Source organism: Elizabethkingia miricola, from assembly GCF_001675285.1.
In the GTDB taxonomy this organism is placed as follows: domain Bacteria; phylum Bacteroidota; class Bacteroidia; order Flavobacteriales; family Weeksellaceae; genus Elizabethkingia; species Elizabethkingia miricola.
On sequence record NZ_LSGQ01000028.1, the window covers coordinates 232,772 to 244,436 of the forward strand.

The 11,665-nt window shown below is 35.5% G+C and carries 14 protein-coding genes; 7 read left to right on the top strand and 7 right to left on the bottom strand.

Going from position 1 to position 11,665, the window contains the following annotated elements:
* Window positions 1-5 precede the first annotated feature (5 nt).
* The 3 genes from ATE49_RS13755 (at window position 6) to ATE49_RS13765 (ending at window position 1,639) form a co-directional block, all read left to right on the top strand.
* Window positions 6-500, top strand: a complete 495-nt coding sequence (locus ATE49_RS13755; protein WP_059153980.1) for a GNAT family N-acetyltransferase — start codon at window positions 6-8, stop codon at window positions 498-500.
* A gap of 95 nt (window positions 501-595) precedes the next feature.
* Window positions 596-922 (top strand): LytR/AlgR family response regulator transcription factor, encoded by a 327-nt coding sequence (locus ATE49_RS13760; RefSeq protein ID WP_059153979.1) that lies wholly within the window; start codon window positions 596-598, stop codon window positions 920-922.
* A 240-nt stretch (window positions 923-1,162) separates the two neighbouring features.
* On the top strand, window positions 1,163-1,639 hold the full coding sequence (locus ATE49_RS13765) for a hypothetical protein (RefSeq protein ID WP_059344715.1): 477 nt from the start codon (window positions 1,163-1,165) through the stop codon (window positions 1,637-1,639).
* A 29-nt stretch (window positions 1,640-1,668) separates the two neighbouring features.
* On the opposite strand, the gene ATE49_RS13770 is transcribed toward ATE49_RS13765, so the two are convergent.
* The 6 genes from ATE49_RS13770 to ATE49_RS13795 all read right to left on the bottom strand — a co-directional run bounded on the left by ATE49_RS13770 (window position 1,669) and on the right by ATE49_RS13795 (window position 7,858).
* Window positions 1,669-2,130 carry a methylglyoxal synthase gene (locus ATE49_RS13770; RefSeq protein ID WP_034867066.1) on the bottom strand — a complete coding sequence of 154 codons (462 nt, stop codon included), beginning with the start codon at window positions 2,128-2,130 and terminating at the stop codon, window positions 1,669-1,671.
* A gap of 153 nt (window positions 2,131-2,283) precedes the next feature.
* On the bottom strand, window positions 2,284-2,532 hold the full coding sequence (locus ATE49_RS13775) for a DUF6952 family protein (protein ID WP_009088469.1): 249 nt from the start codon (window positions 2,530-2,532) through the stop codon (window positions 2,284-2,286).
* Between the two features lie 3 nt (window positions 2,533-2,535).
* Window positions 2,536-2,847 carry a thioredoxin family protein gene (locus ATE49_RS13780; RefSeq protein ID WP_034867070.1) on the bottom strand — a complete coding sequence of 104 codons (312 nt, stop codon included), beginning with the start codon at window positions 2,845-2,847 and terminating at the stop codon, window positions 2,536-2,538.
* Window positions 2,848-2,941: 94 nt separating this feature from the next.
* Window positions 2,942-3,577: a peroxiredoxin gene (locus tag ATE49_RS13785; RefSeq protein ID WP_034867072.1), complete on the bottom strand. Its 636-nt coding sequence runs from the start codon at window positions 3,575-3,577 to the stop codon at window positions 2,942-2,944.
* 144 nt (window positions 3,578-3,721) lie between these two features.
* Complete coding sequence (locus ATE49_RS13790; RefSeq protein WP_065082648.1) at window positions 3,722-6,664, bottom strand: M16 family metallopeptidase; 2,943 nt, start codon at window positions 6,662-6,664, stop codon at window positions 3,722-3,724.
* Between the two features lie 3 nt (window positions 6,665-6,667).
* Window positions 6,668-7,858, bottom strand: coding sequence for a pyridoxal phosphate-dependent aminotransferase (locus ATE49_RS13795; RefSeq protein WP_059153973.1), 1,191 nt, complete (start codon window positions 7,856-7,858; stop codon window positions 6,668-6,670).
* Window positions 7,859-7,947: 89 nt separating this feature from the next.
* On the opposite strand from ATE49_RS13795, the gene rsmG reads away from it, so the two are divergent.
* Window positions 7,948-8,577, top strand: coding sequence for a 16S rRNA (guanine(527)-N(7))-methyltransferase RsmG (gene rsmG, locus ATE49_RS13800; RefSeq protein WP_059153972.1), 630 nt, complete (start codon window positions 7,948-7,950; stop codon window positions 8,575-8,577).
* A 43-nt stretch (window positions 8,578-8,620) separates the two neighbouring features.
* Here the strand turns inward: rsmG and ATE49_RS13805 are convergent, their stop codons facing one another.
* On the bottom strand, window positions 8,621-9,115 hold the full coding sequence (locus ATE49_RS13805) for a DoxX family protein (RefSeq protein WP_059344725.1): 495 nt from the start codon (window positions 9,113-9,115) through the stop codon (window positions 8,621-8,623).
* A gap of 208 nt (window positions 9,116-9,323) precedes the next feature.
* Here ATE49_RS13805 and ATE49_RS13810 point away from each other — a divergent pair, with 208 nt between their 5' ends.
* From ATE49_RS13810 to ychF, 3 genes are all read left to right on the top strand, one after another.
* On the top strand, window positions 9,324-10,001 hold the full coding sequence (locus tag ATE49_RS13810; RefSeq protein ID WP_059153970.1) for a DUF4197 family protein: 678 nt from the start codon (window positions 9,324-9,326) through the stop codon (window positions 9,999-10,001).
* A 63-nt stretch (window positions 10,002-10,064) separates the two neighbouring features.
* Window positions 10,065-10,373 (top strand): YbeD family protein, encoded by a 309-nt coding sequence (locus ATE49_RS13815; protein WP_059153969.1) that lies wholly within the window; start codon window positions 10,065-10,067, stop codon window positions 10,371-10,373.
* 124 nt (window positions 10,374-10,497) lie between these two features.
* Window positions 10,498-11,589, top strand: a complete 1,092-nt coding sequence (ychF, locus tag ATE49_RS13820; RefSeq protein WP_059153968.1) for a redox-regulated ATPase YchF — start codon at window positions 10,498-10,500, stop codon at window positions 11,587-11,589.
* Window positions 11,590-11,665: the final 76 nt, after the last annotated feature.

Genomic DNA, 11,665 nt, shown 5'->3' on the forward strand with positions numbered 1-11,665 from the left:
GGATTATGGATAATTTTGAAATCAGAAACATGCAGGAAACCGACGGTCAGTTGGTACTGGATATTTTCAAAGAGGGTATTGACGGAAATAATGCGACATTTGAAGAAAATGTTCCAACCTGGGAAGCCTGGAAAATCAATCATTATGAGAACTGCAGACTTGTAATAACTGACGAAAACAGCACGGTTATAGGATGGGCGGCTTTGTCTCCTGTAAGTAAAAGACCTTGTTTCAGTGGTGTTGCAGAAGTAAGCATCTATCTTTCTAATGCTGTGAAAGGGCAGGGACTTGGTACACTGCTTCTTCGCAGACTGGTTAATGAAAGCGAGGAAAATGGTTTCTGGACTTTACAATCCGGTATTTTCCCCGAGAACAAAGCAAGCCTGAATACTCACCAGAAATGTGGTTTCAAAGTTGTCGGTACCCGTGAGAAAATAGGCAAGATGCCTGATGGAACCTGGAGAGATATTATATTGGTTGAAAAAAGAAAAGAAGATTAATACTATTTAGCTTCTGATTCATCATAAACTATATACAGGCACAGACTTTCCGTTTGTGCCTGCTTTATAAACACCATAGGAATAGAATTTAAAATATGTCTGAAAAACAATATACTTTTATTAAATCCGGGAAAAGGCTAATCAAATTAAATTTTGACGAAATCTCTATCATTAAAGGACTTGGCAATTATGTGGAAATTATTACAACAGCCAATAAAAAACTGGTGTATTATAAATCATTAAAAGATCTGATTGAAAACCTTCCGGAAGAATTTATGAGGGTTCATAACTCGTTTATTGTCAACCTCAGAAATGTAGATTATTTTGAGGACAACCATTTGATTGTAAATGATCAGAAGATTTCTGTTGCAAAAAGCTACAAAGATTGCCTGCTGAATAGTATAGAGAAATTATTGCTCTAAATAACTTCGCTCAGGATAAGAAAAAACAATCAAAATATTGTCCACTTCTTTACCTACGATAGTATTCAATACAATTAATTTTCATGATATGAAAAATTAGAAATATGCTCCGGACTTTCTTATCCAGAAATCAGAATAAATAACAAAACCCTGCACCTGAATAAAAAAATACAACAGGTAAATAATAACTTTTCATGGCATCCGAAGGCATACTAGCTTTGTTGAAAAATAAAACAAATTATGTCCTCACAATCAAGTTCAGAAAACAATTCCTTTATAGCAGATGTCCTGTCTGTTGACTCAATAATTAAAGCTTCATACGAGGTCGTATCCGGTGAAAAGGGAGCTGAAAGGCAATGGAAAAGAGACAAATTTCTACACCATCCTAAAGCGGTTTATTCTTTCACAGACCGATCTGGTGAAAAGCAGGAGCAAGTCGTTATGTCAATTGGAGAATTTCAGCATGAAACAGACGAAATGGTCTTAGAAACGGCTTTCTATGAAAAGGAAATTAACCGCGAGGTAAGGATTTTCGGAAATATAGCCCACGTTTGGAGCACTTACGAAACCCAATTAGAAAAAGATGGTCCTGTCGTAAGAAGGGGAATCAACAGTGTACAACTTTTCTTTGAAAATAACCGTTGGTATATTATATCCTGGATTTTCGATAAAGAACTGGACAGCAACAGAATTCCTAAAACTTTTGACAGGAACTGATATGATATTTTGTTTATTTGAAGTACTGCTTATGCTTCTGGAATATTTCTTCTCAAATAACCTTCATAATCTGGTATTTCTGCCTGATATTCTGTTTCCATAAAAGGAGAGGAGAGTATAAAATCTGCGGTAGCACTATCACATGCCATTGGTGTATTCCATACCACGCAAAGTCTTATAAAGGCTTTTACATCGCTGTCGTGTGGTTGTGCTTCCATAGGATCCCAAAAGAAGATTACAATATCTATCTGACGTTGTGCAATCATAGACCCAAGCTGCTGATCTCCTCCCAGCGGGCCACTCATCACTCTTTTAACTTCTACACCCAAATGCTCTTCAATAAGCTTCCCCGTCGTTCCGGTCGCTATAAGATTATGTTTGGTCAGTTTATCAGCATGTTTCTGTACCCATCTTAGCAGATCATCCTTTTTATGATCATGTGCTACGAGGGCAATAGTTTTTCTTTCGGGCAGAGTTCTTATACTTTTCATGTTTTATTTTCTATGTGGTTACTTTTAAGTTTATGGTTTTAATATAATTATAACATCAGCCGATAATTATATTGTGATTAGTTTCTCTTACAAAGTTAATTTTTAGACATAAAAAAAGCAACCGTTCAGGCTGCTTTTATATAGATATCGGGTTTATCTGTCGATACTTCCCATTACTTTCTGGGCAAAGCCATTTAAGGCATCTTTTTCTGAGGCTCCGGCCTTTACCTGAGCGTGCACTTCCTGCGCCCCGCAAATATTAGTAATAAGCTCTCCGGCAACATCTAAATCTTCATCGGAAACACCTCTGAATTCAGTGAATTTTTCCAGTACTTCAAGAGTAGCATCTAATTGCTCTTCTGTACAGTTTTGATATAGTTGTCTGATAATTGGTAATTTCATGTCTTAAGCTTTAATTTCGTTGAACAATTCGTTTAAAACTTCAGCTTTATTCGTCTGAACCTGATTTTTTAACTGACCTCCTTCAAAAGCAGCAAAAGTAGGTAAGTTGTCTACGTTCGCTAATTTTCTGGATTCAGGAAGTTTTTCTGCATCTACATAGTAGAATGGAACATCTTCATTTTCAGAAGCCAGTTTTTTAAATTTAGGCTTCATAATTCTGCAATTACCACACCATGACGCACCATATTGCACCATCACTTTAGCATTGCTGTTTATAATTTCTTGTAATTTATCTTCTGTTAATTCTAAAAACATCGTTGTATTTTTTGTTAAAATTTGGGTATAAAAAATGTGATAATCAGCAAAAGCTAACTTAACCAATTATCACATTATATTTTATTTTTACGGATTAGTGCTTGCTAAGGTACTCAGCTACACCTTTTCTGTCTGCATTCATTGCATCTTTACCTTCTTCCCAGTTTGCAGGACAAACTTCTCCGTGCTTTTGTACGTGTGTATAAGCATCGATTAGTCTCATGTACTCCTGTACATTTCTTCCTAATGGCATATCGTTTACACTTTCGTGGAAAATTTTACCAGTTTCATCGATTAAGTAAGTTGCTCTGTAAGTAACATTACCTCCTGAGTAAACTTCTTCACCTGTTTCATCATCATAGTCTACATCCTGATCTAAAATACCTAAGATAGAAGAAAGATGTCTGTGCGTATCTGCTAAAATTGGATAAGTTACCCCTTCAATACCACCGTTATCTTTTGCAGTGTTTAACCATGCAAAGTGAACTTCATTAGTGTCACAAGATGCACCGATTACGATAGTGTTTCTTTTTGCAAATTCTTCAGTAGCATCCTGGAATGCGTGAAGTTCCGTAGGACATACAAAAGTGAAATCTTTTGGATACCAGAATAATAATACTTTAGTTTGCTTATTTACAGCCTCTTCAAGAATATTAATTCTTAAGTTATCACCCATATCGGAGATTGCGTCTACTGTTACATTTGGGAATTTCTTTCCTACTAATGCCATAATTCTTCTGTTTTTTTATTAATTAATAATTATTGATTATCTAATTTTGTGATACAAAGATATAATATAAATTCTATTGATAAAATATTTTTCAATAAATAAAATCTATCAAAATAATTTTTGAAAATCTCTTACTCTTACTTATTAATAACCAAATATTTCAGCCAGTGTAAGCTTTTTAAACTCACCAAGCTTCTTCATATCTTCTTCTTTTACTTTATTTTCACTAGCCACTATACAGTAAGTATAATTCTTACCACTAAGCTCCTTGGAATGGAAGTTTTTGATATCATTAAAACTCATCGTCTGGGTTTGCTCATATATATTCTTACGAATATCAAAATTGTTTCCTAATTTCTGAGCTTTGATATAATTGAAAATAATTCCGTCCTGAGAAATTCTTTCTGATGCCAATGTTTTCTTTAATCCGTCTTTAGCCGTAACGAATAGTTTTTCAGATTCCGGCAGGGTAGTAAGCAATTCATTCATAGCAGCAGTTGCCTCGTTGAATTTATCTGCCTGAGTTCCTACATAAGCTGAGATAACATCTCTGTCACCTTTTTTACCAGGGGTAGAGTAGTATGATGAAGTAGAGTAAGCCAATGCCTTAGATTCTCTTATCGTTTGGAATACAATGGATCCCATTCCGCCACCAAAATAGTTATTGAATAAGCTAATTGTCGGAACTTCTTTAGCATTATAGAAATCTGAATTTCTGGACCACGCTACCTCTGACTGAACCATATCATAATCAGCAAAAAGCACTTTATTCTTATCCGAAGTAGTTTGAGTAAATGTTTTGCTCTGAGTAAAGTTTTTGAATGCAGATGGGGACTTATGAAGAGGTTTCAACGTTGCTACAAGCTCTGCTCCAGCTTTTGGTCCATAATAAAGAACCTCATGTTTGTAGTTGAACAGATCATGTAAAATTGCAACAAGATCCTCAGCTTTCAGTGCATCTAATTCAGCATCTGTAAGTACATTATTAAATGGATTCTGAGCACCATACTGAGCATAGCTTCTTAATCCGGCCATAATAGCACCTTTATTCTGCTTAGCATTTTGTCTTCCTTTTTTCAGCCTTGCTTTGAATGCTTGTAAAGCTTCTTCATCCGGCTGACAGTTTTTAAGAAGATCTTCAAAAAGACTTATAGTCTGTGCAAAATTTGAATTAAGACCATCTAATGTAATATAGGTTTCTTCATTACCTGCGCTCACATTGAAGCTGGCAGCCAACTTATAGAAATCTTTACTTATATCTTCCGAAGATTTATTTTTAGTCCCCAGGAATTCTAAATAACTTGCTGCTAAAGGCAATAGTTTATTATTCCATTTTCCAACACCGAAATAGTAATGCAGACGGAACAGATCATTATCTGTATTTTTTACAGAAAGAATATTTAATTCGCCTAATTTAGATTTCTGAATGTCCTTGTTATAATCCAGCCATACTGGTTTTATAGGCGATTCAGGCATATTATTAACCTTTACCAGGAAAGGGGATTGTGCATCACGATTAACTTCTACAGGAGTAATAGGTGGTTTCTCAACTTTCACTACATTTTTGTCTGCACCTTTTCTTTTGTAAACAGCCACATAATTATTATCATTAAAATATTTATTAGCAAAGTTTACAATATCCTGTTTGGTAAGAGCAGAAATCTCACCGATATAATCCAATGTAGATTTATGATCCACACCGGATGTAAATTCATTCATCAGGTTACCCGCACGGGAAGTGTAGCTCTCGTCACCCTGAATTGTATTTTTCTTTACATTATTTACAATAGAAGGGATTAGATCATCTGGGAAATCTCCTTTTTTAAGTTTGTTAATTTCCTGCAGCAATAATTCTCTAACCTGATCCAAAGTCTGTCCTTCAACAGGATTTCCCTGTAAAAGCATTACTGAATAATCTTTTAAAGGATATGCAAATGCTGATGCTCCCAGAAGTTTTTGCTTTTTAATCAGATCCAGATCAATAAGTCCGGCCTGTCCATTCGTCAGCATTTCACCTACTAATGAAAGTAAACGAGCATCTTTAGTAGATGCACCTGGGAAACGGAATCCTATCATGATATTCTCCGGATTAGGTCCCCATACTTCTTTTACCACAGGTGTAGAAATAGGATTCTCCTTTCCAGGATTATATTCAGGGATTTGCTTTGTCTGCATATAAGAAAAAGCCTTATCTATTTTAGCTATAAGCTCGTCCGGATTAAAATCTCCCGACATAATAACCCCCATATTGTTAGGTACATAATAGGTGTTATAATATTCACGAATTGCTTTTAAAGAAGGATTCTTCAAATGTTCGATAGTACCGATGGTAGTTTGTTTACCATAGTTGTTCTCTGGGAAAAGTCCGGCAAACATCGTTTCAAAAACCTTACGTCTGTCATCATCCAATCCACGATTCTTCTCTTCATAAACAGCTTCCAGTTCGGTATGGAAAATACGCAATACCGGAGCACGGAAACGTTCGGACTGTAACGCTAAAAATTTATCCATAGCATTAGCAGGGATATCCTCTGTATAAACAGTCTGCTCAAAAGAAGTAAATGCATTGGTGCCTTGTCCGCCCATAGCACCCATCATTTTGTCGTACTCATTAGCAATTGCAAACTTTGCAGCCTCGCCGGATGCCTGGTCTATTTGTTTGTAAATAGCTTTACGCTTTTCTACATCTGTTGTTTTGTTATACTCTTCATATAATCCATCTATTTTATCCAAAAGCGGTTTTTCCTTAGACCAGTCTTTTGTACCAAATTTATCCGTTCCTTTAAAAAGCATATGCTCCAGGTAGTGAGCCAATCCGGTATGATCCGCAGGATCGGTTTTGCTACCAGCTTTTGTAGCAATGTATGCCTGAATACGGGGTTCTTTTTTAGTTGGACTTAAAATAACGGTTAATCCATTCTTCAGCGTATAATACCTTGCTGATGTAGGGTCATTTGTTACATATTTATAAGTATATCCGGCTGAAGTAGCCTCTTTCCAGTCGTGTTCCTGGCTTTGTGCAAAGTACATATTGCTGAATGTTGCAGCAATAGTAGTTGCAATAGTAATTTTCTTAAAAAAATTCATATATTAATATTTGGATAGGGTTTCTTTCATCCTTTTAGCAGCTTCTATAAGGTCTGCTTCGGAAGATGCATATGAGAAACGTATACATTCCGGAGCACCAAACGAAACACCACCTACACAAGCAACTTTGGCTTCATCTAATAAGAACATTGCAAAGTCGTCTGAATCTTTAATTTCTTTCCCGTTTAATGTTTTTCCAATATAGTGGGAAATTTCAGGGAAGATATAGAAAGCACTCTTAGGCTTGTTTACTTTAAAACCAGGAATTTCTTTCATTAGATCATATACAAGATCTCTTCTTTTCTGGAAAGAATCGATCATAGACTGATAATGTTCTTTTCCTGCATCCAATGCTACAATGGAAGCTCTTTGAGCCATTGTATTAGCACCAGAAGTCATCTGTCCCTGTACTTTATCACAAGCTGAAGCCAACCATGTTGGTGCAGCACAGTAACCGATTCTCCATCCTGTCATAGCGAAAGCTTTAGACATTCCGTTGATTACCGCTGTTTGTTCATATACCTGAGGGAATTCTGCAATACTTGTATGTTCTCCTTCATAATTAAGATATTCATAGATCTCATCAGAGATAATGGTAATATGAGGATATTTAGCTACAACATTTGCGATCGCTTCTAATTCTTCACGGGTATAGTAACTACCAGAAGGATTACAAGGCGAACTGTATAAAATTGCTTTTGTTTTTGGAGTAATTGCTGCTTCCAATTGTTCTGCAGTCATTTTGAACTCAGTGTCTATAGAAGTTTCAATAAAAACACTTGTTCCGCCAACAACTTTTACCATTTCATCGTAGCTTACCCAATAAGGAGTAGGCAGGATAACTTCATCTCCATCATTGATAATAGCAAAAAGTACATTAACAATAGATTGTTTTGCACCATTAGATACTACGATCTGATTTGCTTTATAATCCAGATTGTTATCTCTTTTCAGTTTTCTGGAAATCGCCTCACGAAGTTCCAAAAATCCCGGAACAGGAGAGTAGTGGCTGTAGTTTTCATTGATAGCATCGAATGCTGCTTGTTTTATATTATCCGGAATATCGAAGTCTGGTTCTCCCAAAGTTAAACCTATTACATTAACCCCTTGCGCGCGCATTTCTCTTACTTTGTTAGACATTACAAATGTCTGAGAATAACTTAATCTGTTCAGTCGATCCGAATATTTTTCCATAGTTTTTAATTTTTATTGCTAACAAAGGTAACGGATTATCCGAAATTTTTCGTGGAATTATCATTATTTTTGTGCTCTAAAAACAAAGTATGTCAGCAGACCTTATCTTAAAGTATTTCCCCGATATAACTGAAAAACAGAAAGAACAGTTCGAAAAACTGGAAAACCTGTATGCAGAATGGAACCAGAAAATAAATGTAATTTCCAGAAAAGATATGGATGCTTTATACGAAAAGCACATTTTACACTCATTGGGAATTGCTAAAGTAATGCCTTTTGCAGAAAATACTAAAGTGCTGGATATCGGTACTGGTGGAGGATTTCCGGGTATTCCGTTAGCTATTTTATTTCCGGATACTCATTTTACATTAGTGGATAGTATCGGAAAAAAAATTACTGTAGTAAATGCTGTTGCCGAAGGTCTTGGATTACAAAATGTAAAAACATACCATGCCAGAGCTGAACAGATTAATGAAAAGTTTCACTTTGTTGTCAGCCGTGCAGTTACTCAGATGCCTGTTTTCCTTACATGGCTGAAAGGTAAATTCGAAAAAGAGAATTTCAACCCTAAACACAATGGTGTTCTATACCTTAAAGGCGGAGAATTAGCAGAAGAACTAGCTGGTATTAAAGCAGAAATCTTTAATCTGAAAAATTATTTCGAGGGAGAATTTTTCGATACCAAAAAAGTAGTATACATTTCTAAAGGACACGTTTAAATATTCGGAAACTTTAGATTTATTAAAATAACAGCATATTCTTCTACCAGGAAGAATATGCTTTTTTCTTTTTAAGGAAATAGTCCAGCCCAAAAATCTTATATCCATAAAAGGAAAATAATCCCAACAGCATAATATATAAGACTTGTGGAAGAAAGAAAAAATAAGTAAGCCACGTAAAATTATCCATTGGACGGACACCCATCTTAGGATCAATCGGAATAAGTTCTGTAGGAATAGAATGAATATCTTTAGTGGTAAGTGCTACGATCATAATGATAATAAGCGAGAAAGAGCTAAGCCTAGTCAGTAGGCCCAGTAAGAGCAATAATCCCCACAGAGCTTCATTAAAAGCTACAAAATGAGCCATAAGCTGAGGGTCTGAAAAACCTATTTTAATCATTGTATTTAGCATGTAGCCCTGAAAAACTGGGTGGAACAATTTATTGAGGCCAGTAATAAAAAAGAATAAGCCTATACTCATCCGGCATATTAAATAAAATACATTCCCTGCTTTGTTTAAACTTTCTGGTTTCATTTCTATACATTTTAATCTGTTATCTCCTTCTTAAAAGACAAAAGAGCCGGATACCAATTATCACAAATAACCCAAGACCAAGCACCTAACAAATATAACTAAAAACAAGTACTAATTTTGTTTAATAATCGTTAAAAGCTATATAAAACTTTATACAGATTTAAAGTTTGGAATACTATTTGTCACAAACAGCAAAAATAAGTCACTTATGAAAAAAACAGTTTTTGTACTCACTGCAGGTGTATTAACGGCGGGAAGCCTTATGTCATGTGGTTCAAATTTAGGAGGAACAATGGGGGTTGGTGCATTACAAAATCTTCTTTTCAATGCCAGCAGCCAGGGATTCAGCATATTAGGAAATCCACAGGAATTCATGACTAATGCACTGATTCAGTCTGCAATGCCGGAAGAACTCCGCAAAGTAAACAATACTCTGGAGTCTGTAGGATTAGGCAATCTTGTGAAAAAAGAAAAACAATATATTGCTGAAGCAGCAAAGCTTACTGTCAATACTTCTAAACCAATCGTAACTCAGGCCATCAGAGAAATGACTGTTACAGATGCAATTAACATTGCTTCCGGTGGAAAAGGAGCTGCCACAGCTTACCTGAAGAACAAAACAAGAGAAAAATTAATTGATGCTATTCAGCCGCAAGTAGATGCAAAACTTAATGAATACGGAATTGTAAAAAGTGTGAATACAGCGTTAAGCGGAAGCAGCATCAGTGGTATCTTGGGTACAATTCTGGGGACAGATAAGAAAAATAATGTAAATGCCGCATCACCAATTACCAGATTAGCTTCCGAGCAGATGGTAAACGGACTATTCTATGTAATTGAAAATTACGAAGTAAACAACGTTACCAATCCCAATGCATGGAAATAATCTAAGTTTTATTAAATTGCAGCATTATTTCACTAACCTTTTATAAGGTTTTACATAAAGATCATGAACAAGGAAAACAATATTAACAAAGCACCTAACCCGGAAGAATTTTATAAGAAGCTGCATACACAGCTGGAAGAGCACCATAATTTCCCGGAGGACTATACTTTCAAATTCATTATCGAAAACAATCCAAGTCTCCTGACTGATATTTATAAAGTTTTCGATGAAACCAAAAATACGTTTTCAACGCGGGAAAGTAGTAATGGAAAATACATGAGCTGTACCATTGTAGCATTTGTTTTGGATGCAGAACACGTAATAAAGCTATATAAAGAAACAGCTAAAATAGAAGGGGTTATCATGTTATAAACCTGAACTTTAAAAATATTTAAATCCCGACTTTATGTTGGGATTTTTTATATTCAATACACTCATTAAAACCAGATTTTCAAATAAACAGTTTAAACGTTATCTTTGCACAAATTATTTTTTAATGAAATGTGGTATCGTAGGTTTACCCAATGTAGGTAAATCAACTCTTTTTAACTGTTTAAGTAACGCTAAAGCTCAGAGCGCTAACTATCCATTCTGTACTATAGAACCAAACGTAGGGACTGTTTCTGTTCCGGATCAGCGTTTATTCGAACTGGAAAAGCTTGTAAAACCAGAGAGAGTTTTACCTGCAGTTGTAGAGATTGTAGATATCGCAGGACTTGTAAAAGGAGCAAGTAAAGGTGAAGGTTTAGGAAACCAGTTCCTGGCTAACATCCGCGAATGTGAAGCTATTATTCATGTACTAAGATGTTTTGAAAACGACAACATTACTCACGTAGAAGGTACTGTTGATCCGTTAAGAGATAAAGATATTATCGATATCGAATTACAGCTTAAGGACTTAGAAGCTGTATCTAAAGCAGTAGATAAAGCTAAGAAATTGACAAAATCCGGTAAGAGAGACGATGTTTTAGCTTATGAAACTTTAGTAAAACTTTCAGAATTTATCGAAAGCGGAAGAAATGCCAGAGAATTTCCAATGGATGATTTCCAGGCAGGAATTATTTCTGAAATTCAGTTGTTGACAAACAAGCCGGTTCTTTACGTTTGTAATGTAGACGAGAATTCTGTGAAAAACGGTAATCCTTGGATTGAAAAAATCGAAGCTATGGCAAAAGCTGAAAGTGCTCAAACTATCGTTTTAGCAGCTCAGATCGAAGCTGACATCAACGAACTGGAAACTTTTGAAGAAAGACAAATCTTCCTTGAAGAACTTGGATTAGAAGAACCAGGTGTAAACCGTCTTATCCGTGCCGCATATACTTTATTAAATCTTCAGACTTACTTTACTGCAGGAGTAAAAGAGGTAAGAGCATGGACTATCGGAAAAGGATGGACTGCTCCACAGGCTGCCGGTGTTATCCATACTGACTTCGAAAAAGGATTTATCCGTGCAGAAGTAATTAAGTATGATGACTATATCCAATATGGTACTGAAGCTAAAATTAAAGAAGCTGGTAAACTTGGAGTAGAAGGAAAGGAATATATTGTACAGGATGGCGATATCATGCACTTCAGATTTAATGTGTAAATAATCACTTAAAATATATAATAAAAGCTTCCCATGGGAAGCTTTTATTATATTATAGCCATGTGATAAGTTTGCA

Coding starts and splice junctions, on each gene's coding strand:
- ATE49_RS13785 (WP_034867072.1), bottom strand. CDS start 3,577: ATGGCATTAGTAGGAAAGAAATTCCCAAATGTAACAGTAGACGCAATC.
- ATE49_RS13805 (WP_059344725.1), bottom strand. CDS start 9,115: ATGAAACCAGAAAGTTTAAACAAAGCAGGGAATGTATTTTATTTAATA.
- ATE49_RS13770 (WP_034867066.1), bottom strand. CDS start 2,130: ATGAAAAGTATAAGAACTCTGCCCGAAAGAAAAACTATTGCCCTCGTA.
- ATE49_RS13765 (WP_059344715.1), top strand. CDS start 1,163: ATGTCCTCACAATCAAGTTCAGAAAACAATTCCTTTATAGCAGATGTC.
- rsmG (WP_059153972.1), top strand. CDS start 7,948: ATGTCAGCAGACCTTATCTTAAAGTATTTCCCCGATATAACTGAAAAA.
- ychF (WP_059153968.1), top strand. CDS start 10,498: ATGAAATGTGGTATCGTAGGTTTACCCAATGTAGGTAAATCAACTCTT.
- ATE49_RS13755 (WP_059153980.1), top strand. CDS start 6: ATGGATAATTTTGAAATCAGAAACATGCAGGAAACCGACGGTCAGTTG.
- ATE49_RS13760 (WP_059153979.1), top strand. CDS start 596: ATGTCTGAAAAACAATATACTTTTATTAAATCCGGGAAAAGGCTAATC.
- ATE49_RS13815 (WP_059153969.1), top strand. CDS start 10,065: ATGAACAAGGAAAACAATATTAACAAAGCACCTAACCCGGAAGAATTT.
- ATE49_RS13810 (WP_059153970.1), top strand. CDS start 9,324: ATGAAAAAAACAGTTTTTGTACTCACTGCAGGTGTATTAACGGCGGGA.
- ATE49_RS13780 (WP_034867070.1), bottom strand. CDS start 2,847: ATGTTTTTAGAATTAACAGAAGATAAATTACAAGAAATTATAAACAGC.
- ATE49_RS13775 (WP_009088469.1), bottom strand. CDS start 2,532: ATGAAATTACCAATTATCAGACAACTATATCAAAACTGTACAGAAGAG.
- ATE49_RS13790 (WP_065082648.1), bottom strand. CDS start 6,664: ATGAATTTTTTTAAGAAAATTACTATTGCAACTACTATTGCTGCAACA.
- ATE49_RS13795 (WP_059153973.1), bottom strand. CDS start 7,858: ATGGAAAAATATTCGGATCGACTGAACAGATTAAGTTATTCTCAGACA.